This is a genomic window from Pelomonas dachongensis (assembly GCF_043555865.1).
GTDB lineage: Bacteria > Pseudomonadota > Gammaproteobacteria > Burkholderiales > Burkholderiaceae_C > Pelomonas > Pelomonas dachongensis.
On record NZ_JBIGHY010000003.1, the window covers coordinates 377,803 to 393,216 of the forward strand.

At 71.2% G+C, this 15,414-nt stretch carries 11 protein-coding genes; 3 read left to right on the forward strand and 8 right to left on the reverse strand.

The window, feature by feature from the left end:
• Positions 1-76: 76 nt before the first annotated feature.
• Positions 77-2,347, forward strand: a complete 2,271-nt coding sequence (locus ACG02S_RS10795) for a TonB-dependent receptor plug domain-containing protein (RefSeq protein ID WP_394470458.1) — start codon at positions 77-79, stop codon at positions 2,345-2,347.
• Positions 2,348-2,685: 338 nt separating this feature from the next.
• Here ACG02S_RS10795 and ACG02S_RS10800 read toward each other — a convergent pair whose 3' ends face one another.
• Positions 2,686-3,120 (reverse strand): hypothetical protein, encoded by a 435-nt coding sequence (locus ACG02S_RS10800; protein WP_394470459.1) that lies wholly within the window; start codon positions 3,118-3,120, stop codon positions 2,686-2,688.
• 210 nt (positions 3,121-3,330) lie between these two features.
• Between ACG02S_RS10800 and ACG02S_RS10805 the strand changes: the two genes are divergently transcribed.
• Both ACG02S_RS10805 and ACG02S_RS10810 read left to right on the forward strand, forming a co-directional pair.
• Positions 3,331-7,371 carry a hypothetical protein gene (locus ACG02S_RS10805; RefSeq protein ID WP_394470460.1) on the forward strand — a complete coding sequence of 1,347 codons (4,041 nt, stop codon included), beginning with the start codon at positions 3,331-3,333 and terminating at the stop codon, positions 7,369-7,371.
• Positions 7,372-7,393: 22 nt separating this feature from the next.
• Positions 7,394-8,680 (forward strand): glycosyltransferase, encoded by a 1,287-nt coding sequence (locus ACG02S_RS10810; protein WP_394470461.1) that lies wholly within the window; start codon positions 7,394-7,396, stop codon positions 8,678-8,680.
• Here ACG02S_RS10810 and ACG02S_RS10815 read toward each other — a convergent pair.
• The 7 genes from ACG02S_RS10815 to ACG02S_RS10845 form a co-directional block, all read right to left on the reverse strand.
• On the reverse strand, positions 8,670-9,329 hold the full coding sequence (locus ACG02S_RS10815) for a glutathione S-transferase (protein WP_394470462.1): 660 nt from the start codon (positions 9,327-9,329) through the stop codon (positions 8,670-8,672). The two genes, ACG02S_RS10810 and ACG02S_RS10815, sit on opposite strands and share 11 nt — an antisense overlap.
• A 138-nt stretch (positions 9,330-9,467) precedes the next feature.
• A complete protein-coding gene (locus tag ACG02S_RS10820) occupies positions 9,468-11,426 on the reverse strand; it encodes an AAA family ATPase (RefSeq protein WP_394470463.1) in 1,959 nt (652 codons plus the stop codon).
• Entirely contained in the window at positions 11,419-11,661 is a 243-nt protein-coding gene (locus ACG02S_RS10825; protein ID WP_394470464.1) for a hypothetical protein, read from the reverse strand. The genes ACG02S_RS10820 and ACG02S_RS10825 overlap by 8 nt, the downstream gene beginning before the upstream one ends.
• A 268-nt stretch (positions 11,662-11,929) precedes the next feature.
• Positions 11,930-12,220 (reverse strand): chaperone modulator CbpM, encoded by a 291-nt coding sequence (locus ACG02S_RS10830; RefSeq protein WP_394470465.1) that lies wholly within the window; start codon positions 12,218-12,220, stop codon positions 11,930-11,932.
• Positions 12,217-13,176 carry a DnaJ C-terminal domain-containing protein gene (locus tag ACG02S_RS10835; protein ID WP_394470466.1) on the reverse strand — a complete coding sequence of 320 codons (960 nt, stop codon included), beginning with the start codon at positions 13,174-13,176 and terminating at the stop codon, positions 12,217-12,219. Before ACG02S_RS10835 ends, ACG02S_RS10830 begins: the two co-directional genes overlap by 4 nt.
• 79 nt (positions 13,177-13,255) lie before the next feature.
• A complete protein-coding gene (locus ACG02S_RS10840; RefSeq protein WP_394470467.1) occupies positions 13,256-14,611 on the reverse strand; it encodes a hypothetical protein in 1,356 nt (451 codons plus the stop codon).
• 7 nt (positions 14,612-14,618) lie between these two features.
• A complete protein-coding gene (locus ACG02S_RS10845) occupies positions 14,619-15,407 on the reverse strand; it encodes a hypothetical protein (RefSeq protein WP_394470468.1) in 789 nt (262 codons plus the stop codon).
• Positions 15,408-15,414 lie beyond the last annotated feature (7 nt).

Below are 15,414 nucleotides of genomic sequence, written 5' to 3' on the forward strand. Positions count from 1 at the left end.
TCTTACAGTTCGACCTCCCCTGACCCCCGGTGCCTCGGCCGACCGCGCATTGCCTGCGAAACGCACCCGAGTCGGCATGACCGCAACCCGCCACCTCCTCGTCCTCACGCTGCTGCTGGGCCCGCTGGGCATCCAGGCCCAGACACCGCCGCCGCCCCAGCCCGCAGCCTCCGCGCCCGCCACCGCGGCATCGGCGGCCTCCGCGCCGGCCCGGCCCGCCGACGCACCGCAGACCAACGCGCTGGACCGCGTGCAGGTCACCGCCGCCGCCGAGACCGACGACGGCCTGCGCCGGCGCCAGTCCATCGCCATGTCCATCTACGGCCGCGAGGAGCTGGACCGGCAGGGCGACATCGACGTGACCGACGTGCTCAAGCGCCTGCCCGGCGTGTCCATGGACGGCGGCGCGCCGCGCCTGCGCGGCCTGGGCGGCGGCTACACGCAGATTCTCATCAACGGCGAGCCGGCGCCGCCAGGCTTCTCGCTGGACTCGCTGGCGCCGGCCGACGTGGAGCGCATCGAGGTCGTCAGCGGTGCCACGGCCGAGTACCCCGGTGTGGCCGGCACCATCAACGTCGTGCTTCGCGAGCCGCCACGCACGCAGCAGCGCGAATGGCGCAGCAACCTGAACTACCGCGCGCTGCAGCCCGGCGGCAGCACGGCTTTCCAGTGGGGCGACCGCATCGGCGCGCTGTCCTTCGTCGTGCCGCTGAGCGTGTCGCGCTCGGCGCACGCCTCGGACTACGAGCAGGTGCGCCTCTCGCGCACGCCCGGCGGCCAGGTGCAGTCGCAGGCGATCCGGGGCCGCGACGAGGGCCGCAGCACCACCGCGCAGATCGCGCCGCGGCTGCAGTGGAAGGCTTCTGACTGGGACACGATCAACCTCAGCGCCTTCTGGCAGCACGGCCAGTCGCGCAACGCCAGCGAGCGCAGCATCGTGGCGCTGCTGGGCACGCCGTGGGCGACCGCCCGCGACGAGGCCGCTTCCGAAGGTTCCAGCGACGTGAAGCGGGCCGCGGCCAACTGGGTGCACAAGCAGCAGGACGGCGGCAAGGTCGAGGTGAAGGGCTCCTGGCAGGACACCACGCGCGACAACACGCTGCACTACGACAGCTACCGCGCCGACGGCCGGCTGCTGGTGACGCGCGAGACGCAGACCGACTTCGGCGAGGCGCGCGGGGCTTTAGGCGGCCGCTGGACCCAGCCCGTGGCGGACGACCACACCGTTGTCGCCGGCTGGGACGTCGAGACCCGCGAGCGCGATGAGCTGCGCCGCGTGTGGGACTTCGGCGTCGAGCGCCTGGACAGCGCCACCGGCATCCCCTTCGCGGCGCGCATCGGCCGCGCCGCGGTGTTCGTGCAGGACGATTGGACCATCAGCCCGCAATGGGGCGTGCAGCCGGGCCTGCGGCTGGAGGAGGTGCGCACGCGCAGCGACGACGGCAGCAACACCATCGACAACCGCGCCCGCGTCGTCGCGCCGACGCTGCACGTCAACTACAAGTTCGACCCCAAGGGCCGCGACCAGATCCGCGCCAGCGTGACGCGCAGCTTCAAGATGCCGGACCTGTCGGCGCTGGTGGGCCGCTACGTGCTGAACGGCAACTACGAACGCACCGAGACCAACACGCCCATCGCCGCCGATTCGGCCGGCAACCCGCAGCTGCAGCCCGAGCTGTCCACCGGCTTCGACCTGCGCTTCGAGCACTACCCGGCCAGCGGCGGCGTGTTCAGCGTCGGCGTGTTCTACCGCCAGATCGACGACCTCATCCGCCGGGGCGTGCGGCTGGAAAGCGGCATGGCGCCGGACATCACCAACGTGCCGCGCTGGGTGTCGCGTCCCATGAACATCGGCCAGGCCAGCACGCGCGGGCTGGAGCTGGAGATCAAGGGCCGCGGCGAGGAATGGCTGCCCGCGCTGTTCGACAAGGACAGCGGCGTCAACCTTCGCGCCGCGCTGAACCTTTACCGCTCCGAAGTCGAGCAGGTGGACGGGCCCGACAACCGGCTGGAGGCGCAACCGCCCTGGCTGTCCAACATGGGCTTCGACTGGCGCATCCCTGACAGCGGCTGGACCGTGGGCGCCAGCCTGGTGCTGCAGCCCGGCTACACGACCAACCAGACCGACCTGCAGGTCGCACGCCGCAGCGCGGTGCGCACGCTGGACGCGTTTGCGGCCTGGAAGGTGGACCGCTTCTCGCAGGTCCGCGTGGGCCTGACCAACCTGCTGGCCCGCGACAACGTGGTTGCCAGTGCCGTCGAGGACCTGGACGGCTTCTCGGCGGGCAGCAGCACAAGGCGGAATACGCTGAGGGCGGTGAATGCGAGTTGGGTGGTGAGGTTTTGAGGGTGAGAGCCCGCGTCGTGTTGACGTTCGCGACGCCGTTATGCCGGGCGACCAACGCTGAAGCTGAGCCGCGAGCGACGAATTGCCGAAGAGGTCATGGACAGTCTGTCACCCGATATGTACAACAATCCGTACACATCGCATCTTCCCGCCGCTTAACGCCGCTTAACGCCGCTTAACGCCGGCTGCACGCCGGGCTCACCAGAAATGCAACTTAGCGTCGCTTGGGCGACGCGACGGCACTTGCGCGAAATGTCTGCATGTAGGTTGGGGTGAACGACGTGAACCCGAGCGGCTCGGGGTCGGTGCCTTGGGGTCACTGCGCCTATCCCGTTAGCCTACGGCGCTGACACGGTGCGGCGCACGAACAACGGGACGGGCTGCCCGGTGACCAGCGCGATGACCACGTAGTTCGGTGCCGCGGCGGTGTTGCCCTTGGCGCTGTAGCGACAGAACGCCTGCGCGACGTTGCGGATGCAGGTGAAGTCAGCACGCTCGCGCCATGCAGACGGCACATGGGCTTGCACCTCCGCGTCGGTCGACGCGCGGTACTCGCAGCCTGTCTCGCAGCTGAGGTCGGTCCAGGGCGCGCCGGCCTGCTTGCCCTCCATCAGCCACTTGCCGTCCTTCAGCGACAGGGGGTAGTAGATCTGCGTCGGCGCTTGCTGACGGTCCAGCACGGCGAAGGTGCCGCCGTCGGCGGCCGTCAGCTCGACGGCCGAGGCAGTGAGCGAGATCGCGAGCAAGGCGGCAAGTGCCCCAGGTGATTTCATGCAAAAAGCTCCGGGTGATGAGGTGGCGGACTGTGCGTTCATGCCACGACCAGCGGGGCGGAAATCCATATCGGGCGCGTTTCTCTGCACCGACGGCTGTGCCGCACGCGCCTCACCAACTTCCTCTCCTGACTGCATTGCACGCTGTGTTGGAATCGCCCGCGATCCGGTCGCACGCGAGGTGCCCGGGCCACGCAAGGGAGAGAACCCATGAAGCGCCTCACGACGACTTTGCTGTTGCTGCTGTGCAGCCTGGCTGCGCAAGCCGCGCCGCTGACCCCCGCCGACCTCCCCCCCGCCGCGCGCGACTGGCTGCCTTGGGCGCTGCAGGGCCAGGCACCGCTGGGCTGCCCGACGCCGCCGGAGGGCGACGCCGCGTGCGTGTGGCCCGGCCGGTTGCAGCTCAACGTGAACCCGCGCGAGGCTACGTTCCGGCTCGACGTGCAGGTGTTCGGCGCGCCCGCCCGCGTGGCGCTGCCGGGTGAAGCCGGCGCGTGGCCGCAGGATGTGAAGACCAGCGGCCGGGCGCTGCCGGTCACCGAGGCGGACGCCCAGCCTGGGGTGTGGCTGGTGCCGGGCACGCATGTCGTCGAAGGCCGCATCGGCTGGGGCGACGCCATGCCGCAGAACCTGGCGGTGCCGGCCGGCGTGGGCGCCATCGTCGTGACCAGCGACGGCGCCACGCAGGCGCGCCAGCCGGACGGCGATGGCCGGCTGTGGCTGCGTGCCATGGCCAGCCCGGCCGCGGCGACGGACAGCGTGTCGGTGCAGACCGTGCGCCTCGTCGAGGATGAGCTGCCGCTGACCGTCACCACCGCCTTCGAGCTGCGCGTGGCCGGCCGCGCACGCGCGGTGGAGTTGCCGCTGGCACTGCTGCCCGGCCTGGTGGCGATGCAGCTGGAAAGCCCGCTGCCCGCCCGGCTGGCCGAGGACGGCCGGCTCATCGTGCAGGCCCGGCCGGGTGCCTGGCGCATCACGCTGACCGCGCGGATGAACGCGCCGATGCAAGCCCTGACCCTGCCCAAGACGGCCGCCGACGAGGAGGTCTGGGCGGTGAAGGCGGCGCCTGCGCTGCGGCTGATCCGGCCCGAGGGCGTGGCCAGCGTCGACCCGCGCCAAGTCGAGATGCCCGAGGCCTGGCGGGCGCTGCCGGCCTTCCGCCTGAAGCCCGGCGAGACGCTGAAGCTGACCGAGCTGCAGCGCGGCAACGCGAAGCCCGCGCCCGACACGCTGACGCTGAAGCGCCGGCTGTGGCTGGACTTCGACGGCCGCGCGCTGACCGCCAGCGACCGCTTCAGCGGTGAGCTGTCGGCCAGCTCGCGCCTGGCCATGGCCGCGCCGGGCCAGCTGGGCCGCGCGGCGTTGGGCGGCGAGGACCAGCCCATCACCCGGCTGGCGAAGGACGGCCCGGCCGGCTTCGAGGTGCGGGCCCGCCAGCCCAGCATCGAGGCCGACAGCCGCTGGCCGCGCGACGACACGCTGCCGGCCAGCGGCTGGAGCGCTGCCGTGGACGACCTGGACGCCACGCTGCAGCTGCCGCCCGGCTGGCGGCTGCTGCACGCGCAAGGCCCCAGCCGCGCCGACGGTGCGTGGGTGTCGATGTGGACGCTGTGGGACTTCTTCTTCGTGCTGCTGGCCGCGCTGGCGGCGTTCAAGCTGCTGGGCTGGCGCACCGGCGTGCTGGTGGGCGTGGCCCTGGCGCTGACCTGGCACACGCCGGGCAGCCCGCCGGCCGCGCTGTGGTTCGGGCTGCTGGCGCTGACGGCGCTGGCGCGCGTGCTGCCGCCGGGGCGGGCGCAGGTCGCGTTCGCGCGCGGCCGGCTGGCCGTGGCCGCGCTGCTGGGGCTGGTGCTGCTGCCCTATGCAGTGGACGAGATCCGGCTGGCGATCTACCCGAGCCTGGACCGGCAAGGCCAAGTCCCGATGATGGCGGAGCAGGCCGATGTGGCCGAACCGGCGTTGGTGCCGCCACCCGATCTCAGGGCGCCTGCGCCGCCGAGTCGCAAGATGGCTGTGCCGCCGATGCCGGAGAAAGTGGTGTCGCCCTACGCCAGCAGCGAACTGTCGCGCGTCGACCCCGGCGCTCGCGTGCAGACCGGCCCCGGTCTGCCGACGTGGACCTGGCGCGCCCACCAGCTGAGCTGGAGCGGTCCCGTCACGCCCGAGCAGACGCTGAATCTGTGGTTGCTGCCGCCGTGGGCCACGGCGCTGCTGAAGCTGGTCGGACTGGTGCTGCTGGCGCTGGCGCTGGTGGTGGTGGCCGGCTTCAGGCCGCCCGCGCTGCCGCGCCGTGGCGCGGGGGCCGTGGCGGCTGCGTTGTGCCTCGTGCTGGGCTCGTCACCCAAGCCGGCCGACGCGGCCGATGACAACACCGCCGCCGCGGCGCCCTGGCCCAGCGACGCGCAATTGCAGACCCTGCGCGGCAAGCTGGCCGCGCCGCCCGAGTGCCAGCCGCGCTGCGCCGGCCTGGCGCGCCTCATCGTCAGCGCGGCCGGCTCGACCGTGCAGTTGCGCGCCGAGATCCATGCGCAGGCGCTGGTGGCCGTGCCGCTGCCGGGCCAGGGCACGGGCTGGCAGCCGGGCAGCGTGACGCTGGACGGCCAGCCCGCCGCCACGCGCCGCGATGCCGAGGGCCGCCTGTGGGCCGCCGTGCCGGCCGGCGTGCACCAGCTGGTGCTGGCCGCCGACGTGGGCACGGCCAGTGGCCTGGACATCTCGCTGCCGTTGCCCCCGCGCGCGCTGCAGGCCGAGCTGCAGGGCTGGACGCTGGCCGGGCTGGATCCGCGCGGCCAGAGCACCGGCGCCATCACGCTGAGCCGCGAGGCTCAGGCCGGCGCCGCCCGCGCAGAGGACATGGGCACGCAGCGCGACGCGCTGGCGCCGCTGGTGCGCGTGGACCGGCGCCTGGAGCTGGGCTTGCGCTGGCAGGTGCAGACGCGCATCGAGCGCATCGCCCCCAGCCGTGCGCCGCTGCGCGTGCGCTGGGCGCTGCTGCCGGGCGAGGCCATCGGCGATGCGCGCGTGACCGTTGACAACGGCTTTGCCACGCTGCAGCTCGGCGGCGACGACAGCGCCGACGTCACCAGCACGCTGCTGCCCGCCGCCACGCTGATGCTGGTGGCCGGCAAGGAGAACAACCAGGTGGAGCGCTGGACGCTGGCCGCGTCGCCGCAATGGCATGTCGAGGCCAGCGGCCTGGCCGCCACCGCGCTGCAGCAGGGCGGCGAGTGGCAGCCCGAATGGCGCCCCTGGCCCGGCGAGACCCTGAAGCTGGCCGTCACCAAACCGGCCGGTGTGGCCGGCCAGACGCTGACGCTGGACGACGTGAAGACGACGCTGGAACCCGGCGAGCGCAGCACGCAGACGCACCTGCAGCTGTCGCTGCGCACCAGCCTCGGCGGGCCGCACGTGCTGAAGCTGCCGCCGGGTGCCGAACTGCAGAGCGTGCAGATCAGCGGCCAGACGCTGGCCTTGCAGCCGCGCGACGGCGCGCTGAGTCTGCCGCTGACGCCCGGCGCGCAGCAGGTCGACATCCGCTGGCGCACGCCCGAGGGCATGGGCCCACTGTGGCGCCACGACGGCCTGGCGCTGGGGCTGCCCGGCGTCAACGACCGGCTGCAGCTGGAGGTGCCCGAGGACCGCATCGTGCTGGCCGTGGGCGGCCCGCTGATCGGCCCGGCGGTGCTGATCTGGGGCGTGCTGGCGGTCGTGTTGGTGCTGGCATGGTTCGCACCGCGCGGATTGCCGGGCGTCATGACCCGGCCGGCCTGGATCATCCTGGCGCTGGGTGTGGCGCCTGTCTCGCTGTGGGCGCTGCTGCTGCTGGCCGGCTGGTTCGGCCTGCTTGAAGCGCGCCGCCGCTGGATGCTGACGCTGCCCGGTGGCAAACGCTGGCAGCGCATCCTCGTGCAGCTGCTGCTGGTGCTGTGGACGCTGTTCGCCATCGGCGCGCTGCTGGACGTGCTGCGCACCGGCCTGCTGGGCTACCCGGACCTGATGGTTGCGGGGCCGGGCTCCAGCAGCCACCTGCTGAGCTGGGTGTCCGACCGCTTCACCGAGCACACGGCGGGCGCCTGGGTGCTGAGTGCGCCGGTGTGGCTGTACCGCGTGCTGATGCTGCTGTGGGCGCTGTGGCTGGCCACGTCGCTGCTGAAGTGGGTGGGCTGGGCCTGGGCCGCGTTCAGCGCGGGCGGGGCATGGCCCGAGAAGGCGGTGGCACTCGCCCCCGAGCAGAAAGCGGCAGGCGAGTGAGCGAACGCTCGGCGCAGCCGCCATGAAGATCCTGATCGGCGCTGCAGGCAGCCTCGGTGACACACTGCCCTTCGTGGCGCTGGGCCTGGCGCTGCAGCGGCGCGGCCATCAGGTGCAGCTGTTCGCCAGCGAGAGCTATGGGGGCCACGCTGCCGGCCTGCCGTTCACGCCGGTCGCGAGCATCGCCGAGACCGATGCGCTGCTGCGCGACCCGCGCGTGACCGACCCGCGGCGGGGCATGGCGCTCATCGGCGAGGCCTTCGCCGCCGGCCTGCCACGTGCCTTCGACGCGATGCGCGCGGAAGTCGTGCCCGGCCAGACGCTGGCAGTGGGCAGCACGCTGGCCTTCGCCACACGGCTGCTCGGGGACGCACTCGGCGTGCCCACCGTCACCGTGCACCTTGCGCCGGCGGTGTTCCGATCCGTCCGCCAGCCACCGCGCCTGGACGCCCATGGCACGCTCGCCAAGCTGCCCGCCAGCCTGCAGCGCGCGGCGTGGTGGCTGATCGACCGTCTGGTGCTGGACCGCCTGTTCACCCGGCCGTTCAACGCCTACCGCCGCCAGCTCGGCCTCGGCCGCGTCGACCGCCTGCTCGGCGCGTGGCTGCACCAGGCCGACCTCACGCTCTGCATGTTCCCGCCGTGGTTCGCGCCGCCCCCCGTCGATTGGCCCGCCCGCCTGGTGTGCACCGGATTCCCGCTGTACGACAACGGCGACACGCACCCGTTGCCGCCCGAGCTGGCAGCCTTCCTGGCAGCGGGCGAGCCGCCCGTCGGGTTCACGTCAGGCACCGCCAACGCGACGTCGCACGCCTTCTTCGCCGCATCGGCCGCCGCGTGCGCGCTCAGCGGCCGCCGCGGCCTGCTGATCACGAAGGTGGGTGCGCAGCTACCGACACCGCTGCCGCCCGGCGTGCTGCACGTGCCGTACGCGCCGTTCAGCCAGCTGCTGCCGCGCCTGGCGGCCTTCGTCCACCACGGCGGCATCGGCACGACGAGCCAGGCGCTGCGCGCCGGCGTGCCGCAACTCGTGCGGCCGATGGCGTATGACCAGTTCGACAACGCCCATCAGGTGCAGCGGCTGGGCGTGGGGGCGCGAGTGCTGCCGGTGGACTACACGCCGGCGGTCGTCGCGCAGGCGCTGGAACGGCTGACCGCAGATGGCGCGCTTCGCAACCGATGCGAAGAAGTGGCTGCGCGGTGCCGGGCGGATGGCGATGCGATCTCAGCGGCGTGCGACGCGGTGTTGTCCGTCATTCGCGGGGCCCAGCCCACTCTCGGAGATGGGGCCGCTGCGTTCACAAAATAGGCTCGGCATCACCCGGCTGCCAGGCGGGGAACTTGGTCATCACCGCGTCGAACAAGCCGGAAGACACGATGCGTTGCGTCCATGCCTGCAGCGGTGCGAACGGCGCGCCATCGAACCAGCGCGGCTCAACGGCCGCGAACTGCCGGATGAAGGGCACGATGGCCATGTCCGCCAGCGAGGGTGTGTCCCGCAGCAAAAACAGCCGATCCGCCAAACGCGCGTTCAACGGCGCCAGCATCAGGTCGACCGCGTCGTCGCGCCAGGCGTGCGCCGGGCGCTCGGGGTGGCGCGACGCGTACTTGTAGCGGTCGAGCGCCTGCTTGAAGGGCCCGTCGTTGAGCGCGATCAGCGCCAGCGTTTCCTCGTGCTCCTGAGAGCAAAGCCAGCCTTGCGGGTCATGCTGTTCAAGTGCCCAGCGCATGATGTCCAGACTCTGCTCCAGCACGCGGCCATCGCGCAGTTGCAGCACCGGCACCGTCCCTTTGGCGGAGGCCTGCAGCAGCGCGGCAGGCTTGTCGCGCAGCACCACCTCGCGCACGGCCACCCGCATGCCCGACACCTTGATGGCAAGCCGGGCACGGATGGCGTACGGACAGCGGCGAAAGGAGTACAGGATGGGCGCGCGGCCCGACGCAGAACTGGAGAGCATCGCGCGGGATTCTGAACGAGTGCGTTGCTGTCGATGCCGCCGCGCACGGTTCAAACCGCGGCGCTGCATCCTTCAGCGCAATCCGAAGGAGGCGTTCCAGACCCTGGTTCGTCCTGCATTGCACGGCCACGCGGATGCTCAAGCAGTCGCCTCGACAAGCGAGCGCGGTCGTGGTGGCGTGAGCAACGCGGGCCTGACCAGAGGCAGGCCTGCCTGCCCCTGCATTCGGAACGCCGCCAGCCGCTCCGCATACGGGTCCAGCGCATCCTCAGGCCGCTCCAGCGGCAGCGCCGTCACCACGGCGAAGCGAGCCGGTGTGACCTGACCCTGCGCCATCAGCTCGTCCACCAGCGCCAGCAGCGCCACGCGATGCGTCTGCAGCAGCCGCGTGGCGCGCGCGTGCTCAGACTGCAGCAGCGCCTCCACGGCGGCGTTGCTGGCTTCCACGTCGGTCAGCACATGCTCATCGCTGTTTGTCGACACGTCGCAGCGACCGATGCGTTCGCCATGCCCCGAATGGCGCAGCATGCGGGCCGCCGTCTCGGTGGCCTTGCGCAGGTCGCTCTCGGAGCCGCTGGAGGCCATCGCCGGTCCGAACACCAGCAGCTCGGCGGCTCGGCCGGCGAGGCTGGTGCAGATGCTGTCGAGCAAGTTCTGGCGCGACCACACCTTACGCGACGTGTAGGCGTTGTAGCCGCCCTCAAAGCTGGCCACGTGGATCTTGATCTCGGTCGGCGCGCGCCCGAACAGCAGCGCATGCACCAGTCCGTGGCCGGCCTCGTGCACCGCCAGCAGCGCGCGAAAGTCGGCGTTGTTGCGCTGGCGCAGCCGGTTGATCTCGAACGGCGCGGCAATTGCCTGCGACTGCCCGCGCCAGTGCGCGATCAGGGTGCGCCCGTCGGCGGTGAGGGCCACGGTGTCACCGGGGGCGGCGCCGCACTCCAGCGCCCACAGCGCGGCTTTGGCGAGGCCGACCCCCAGGATCGCATGCAACGACGAGAACAGCGGGCGCGTGCCCTGGGCAGGGAACACCGCGTTGGCGTAGATCTGCTCGCGCACGCTGGCGTCCGGCTCGAAGTGCAGCCCGCAGCGCGCTGCGGTCTCGCGGGCGTATCGTACGCAGCCCTGGTCGACAAGCTGTTCGTAGGCGCGGCGCGACAGCGACGGGTAGACGATGTGCTCATTGCCCAGCCGCGCCACCTGCTCGGGCTTGAAGCGCCGGCTCAACGCCTGCTTCACGTCGATGACGCTGAGCTTGGCCGTCAACGCATGGAAGGTGTCGGCGTCGCTGTCGCAGTCGTCCACGCTGGTGGCCAGGTCCTCGTACATCTCGTCGAGATTGCCGCAGACGAACACGAGCAGCCGGCTGTAGTCGGTGTCCCACTGCTGCTGGCCCTGCTCGCGGAAGGCACGCAGTCGGTCCTGGATCTGCTCGGGCGTCCAGGCCATGATCTCCAGCAGCGGCTCGGTGAGCTTGAGCGTGCGCCGCAGCGTCTTGGCATCCCAGCTGCTCAGCTTGAAACGCAGCTTGCGGTCGTCGTCCTCGTCCGCGCGCTCGGCATCGAACGCGGCCTCGGCGAGGGTCGACTCGATGTCACTCAGCAGCGACAGCGCCGGCGGCAGGCGGCCGTCGGACAGCAGCGCCCAGACATCCTGGTAGCGCTCGACACGCAGCTCGCTGCGCTTGTTGTCAATGGTGCGGAAGCGCTGGAACTCGTCCAGCGCCAGGATGCCCGGCTCACCCTCGCGCACGCCGCTTTGCGACAGCATGCCGGAGATGCTTTGCGCACCGCGCCAGCTGGCGCCGTTGGAGAAGCCATCCATCTGCACCTCGACGAAGCGGTCGTAGAAGCCCAGCAGCTGTGCCAAGCGGCGCACCAGCTGGGTCTTGCCGGTGCCGGTCAGGCCCCACAGGCAGACGATGACGGGTCGCGCCACCAGCTCGGGCAGCACGTACCACGCACGCACCGAGTCGATGACGCGGTCAATGATGGCGTCGATGCCGAACAGTTCGGTCTTGATCTGGGCGGCCGCGTCTTGCAGCAGCTGGTTCCTCAGCGCCAGCTGCACGCGCAGTTCTTTCTGGGAATCACTCATCCCAATCCTTTCTTCGCAGCAGCGCCTGCAGCGCCACGCGGTCGGCACGGCGTTGCGCGCCGCGGCTCTGGATGTGTTGGCCCGCGCCGCGCGAGCCGCGCTGTGCGAGCGCCCGTGCCACGGGATCACGCACACCAACGCTGGTTTCGATCACCAGCGTCATCGGCTGTTTCATGCGGCGCAGGGCCTTGACCCGGCCTTCTTGCAAGGCGCGGGAACGGAGTTGTGCACTCATTCGGTTTCCGAAAAGCAAAAGCCCCGGCTCGAGGGCGGCGGGGCTTTGCGTGCCGCGCGGTCTGAGGCCGTATCTGGGAACAGACACGGTTCAGCCGGGGCTCGGGAACCGTGTTCAGTCGATGGTCGAGATGAACAGGGAGGACATAGCAGGGATCTCCGTCATGCGGGCGCTGTCGTGGGCGCCTGCTGCAATGGGGGCGGGATGATGGATGCGTTAGCGGCCGGATGCAAGCACTGCTGCCCGTTAGCGTTGCAGCGCGCCAACGCTAGCGCGCCGCGCGCAGCCGGTGGATCTCGTCGATCAGGTCCACCACCAGTGCCGCCAGCTCCGGGTTGGCGTCGAAGTCCTGCTCGACGGCGCGCAGCCGGCGCGCGCGCTGGAGTTGCGCGCTGGCGAAGCGGCCCTGCGCGCCCTCGCCGCTGCAACAACCCAGCAGGCCGGCCGCCAGCCGCTGGCCCAGCCAGCCGGCATCCACGCCACAGGCGCAGGCCAGTTCGTCCAGCGTCAATGTCTGTTCGTCGATGACGACGCCGACCAGCACCGTCGTGTCGGTCATGGCGAACCCTCCACGCGCGGGTGGAAATCGCGGCCCAGCGCGGCGGCCATGGTCTCGTAGACCGCGCGGGCGCCCGGCAGCGTGGACGGCGGCAGCTTCACGTCGACCTGCAGCACCAAGTCTCCCGTCGTGTCGCCGGGCAGGCCCCGCCCCTTCAGCCGCAGGCGCTTGCCGTGCGGCGTGTCCGGCGGCACGGTCAGGCTGACGGTGCCGGCCGGCGTCGTGGTGGTCACGTCCGCGCCCAGTGCGGCCTCCCACGGCGACAGCGGCAGCGCGTCGTGCACGTCGCGGCTGTCGGCGCGCTCGGCGTCCTTGAACTGGATCTCCAGGTACAGGTCGCCCGCGGCCGCACCGCCACGGCCCGCCGCCCCCTGGCCCGCCACGCGGAGGTGCTGGCCGGCGCGTATGCCCTTGGGGATGCGGACCTGCAGGTTGCGCGTGACGACGCTGCGATGCCCCTGGTCATCCGGCGCCAGCGTGCGCAAGGTGATCGCACGCAGCGCGCCGTCCACCGCGTCCGATGCGTCGACCACCAGCCGGATGTGCTCGTCGGCGCCGCGCTCGGGGGAGACATCCGCCGGGTCTGGACGGGCGGCGCGGCCGAACATGCTGGTGAAGAAGTCGCTGAAACCTTCGCCGTTGCGGTTCGCACGCGGCGCGCCTTCGTACTGGAAGCCCTGCTGCCAGTCGCTGTTCAGGTCGGGTTGCGCTGGCTGGCCTGCCGCCGCCTGCAAAGCCTGGTGACGGCGGCGCACGCCGTCGTAGGAAGCGCGGCGCTGCGGGTCCGACAGCGCCTCGTAGGCCTCGTTGATGCGCGCCATGGACGCATGCGCGTCAGGCGTGGTGTTCACGTCCGGGTGCAGCAGGCGCGCCTGGCGCCGGTAGGCCGCCTTGATGGCAGCCGCGTCGGCGTCGGCGTTCACGCCCAGCGTCTGGTAGTAGTCCTCGAAGCGCATCGACCCAGTATGAGAATCCTGCGCGCAGGCGATGTCGGACGACGCCGCGTCAGCGCGCGGGTTCAGTCGCCTGCCGGCATCAATCCTCGACCTGGAGCCTGTAGCGGCCGGGCGGGAGCATCAGGCGGGCGGGCTCCTGCCCGGGCCGCAGCAGCACGGCATCGACAGGAATCGCCTCCAGGCTTCGGTCATCGGCCCGAAAAGCGTAGACCACACGCGGCGCTTCGGTCGGGACAAGCGCCGGCGGGATGTCCGCCGGCTGGCGCCCGGCAACTGACATGAGCCACGCCGGCCTGCCATCCACGTTGCCGTAGGGCGGGTGGATGATCTGCAAATCGATGGCGCTTTGCGGTGTGCCTAGCATGAATGCCGTGCCGTCCGCCTTTCTCAGCACGGACGCAATGCGGATCGCCTTGGCGTTGATCAACTGGCGATACGACCCGGGCTCCATGGCTGGATGAGGGTGGCTGTAAAGGGTGCTCTGGTCGACAGCCAGCGGCTCTGTCGCCCCCAGCTCACGCAGCATCGCACCCATCAACTTCAGCCCTGCGCTGTTGCCGGCGGGGCGCTTGTCCAGATGGAAGTAGCCCACGTGCACAAGCAGCTTGGCCGACGGGTGCGGTTTCAACACCTTCTCGACCAGATTCCTGGCTTGAGCGGTTTCCCTGAGCTGCAGCCGCTGCAGCCCTGACACGGCGTCTTCCGGTGCCGCCAACCATTCGTAGGCCACCACCTTCCAGCCGTCGCGGCCCACGTCGCGCAGCAATTCTGCGTAGTTGGGCTCGTGAATTAAGGCGCCGTCCCGCTGCGTGACCTCGCTGCCCGGGGCGCCGACACCGTCACGGATCAACGTCTCGGCGGCGAAGTACTCGTAGCCGATCTTTCGCAGTTCGCGCGCCAGCTTCATCGTGAAAGCGCGGTGCAGCGGCACATGGTGCGCCTCGTTGATGAGCACGACGCGCCGGCTCCTGGCCTGCTCGACGATGGCCTGGATCGCCTCTTCGGCAACCAGGCCTTCCAGCGCGGCGTCGCTGATGGCCGGCAGGCGCGGGCGGCGCTTGCTTTCCCGCAGGTCGAAGGTCGCCATCGCACCGTCCGTATCGCCAACGAACGACTGCAGGATGCCCATCATTTCAAGCAGGTTCGCACCTTCTGCAGTGCGCAGGTCGCCACGTTCATTGACGCTGGCGGTGGCAGCGGCCTCGGCGGTGGCGGCGTTGAGCTTCTTGAGGAAGCCGAGCCTGGAGACGCCGTTGCGCGCCTGCTCCAGCGTGGTGGCTTCCAGCGCGATGCCCGGTCCAGCGAACGACGGCGGAAACAATGCGCAGAGCGCGAACAGGCTGGCGCAAAGAGGAATGCGACGCATGACACTCTCGGTGACGATGGCGGAGAAGCCATGGTATCGGCGGGTTATGCATGGAACCCGCACCCACACTGCCGCCTCATCCCCCCTGCTGCTGCAACCGATAGTCCCGCAGCGACCGCAGCAGCGCCTGTTGCCGCGCGCCCGGTTGCAGCTCGCGCGCGACCTGCTCGAAGCGGGTCACGTTGCCGGCGTTCAGGAACGGGCCGACGTTCTCAGCCACGGACTGGGCAGCCTGCCAGCCGCCGGTATAGACAAGGCCGACGAACATGTCGTCGTAGCCGGCCGTAAGGCCCAGCTGCTGCCACTGGCGCAGCACGGGGTAGGCCTTGTCCAGTAGCACGGCGTCGTAGGTCTTGCCCAGTGCCGACACGGCGGCGGACTGAGTTTCGACGGACGGCGGCAGCCTGGCGGCCAGCGCGAGCGCGGCGGCCTGCACGTGGCCATCGGGGAAGCCGAGCAGCTCGCGCGCCCATGCGGCCTGCTCGGCGGGATTGCCCTGCGCGGCGAGTCGCTCCAGCTGCTGCGTCAGCGCCGCCACGATCTCGAAGTGCCCGTCCAGGCCCTCCTGGCTGGTGACGCGGCAGGTGTTGGCCGCATGGCATTGCGTCAGCGCACGCAGCGCTTGGGCGGGCGGCATGGCGGCCAGCGCGGCGGAGCTGGCTGGCGCGACCGCCACCGCCGCCGCTTCGGCAGACGCCGCCGAGGCCGCCGGCCACGCCAGCGGCGACACACTCGCCGGCAGCCCCGGCCCGGTGGCCACGCCGGCGCCGGGCACGGTGGCGGCGGCCGGCGCGTCGCCGCGCTGCGCCCACCACCACCCCATGGCCAGCGCCGCGGCCACCGCGACGGCGAGTGCGGTCTTCATGCCCATG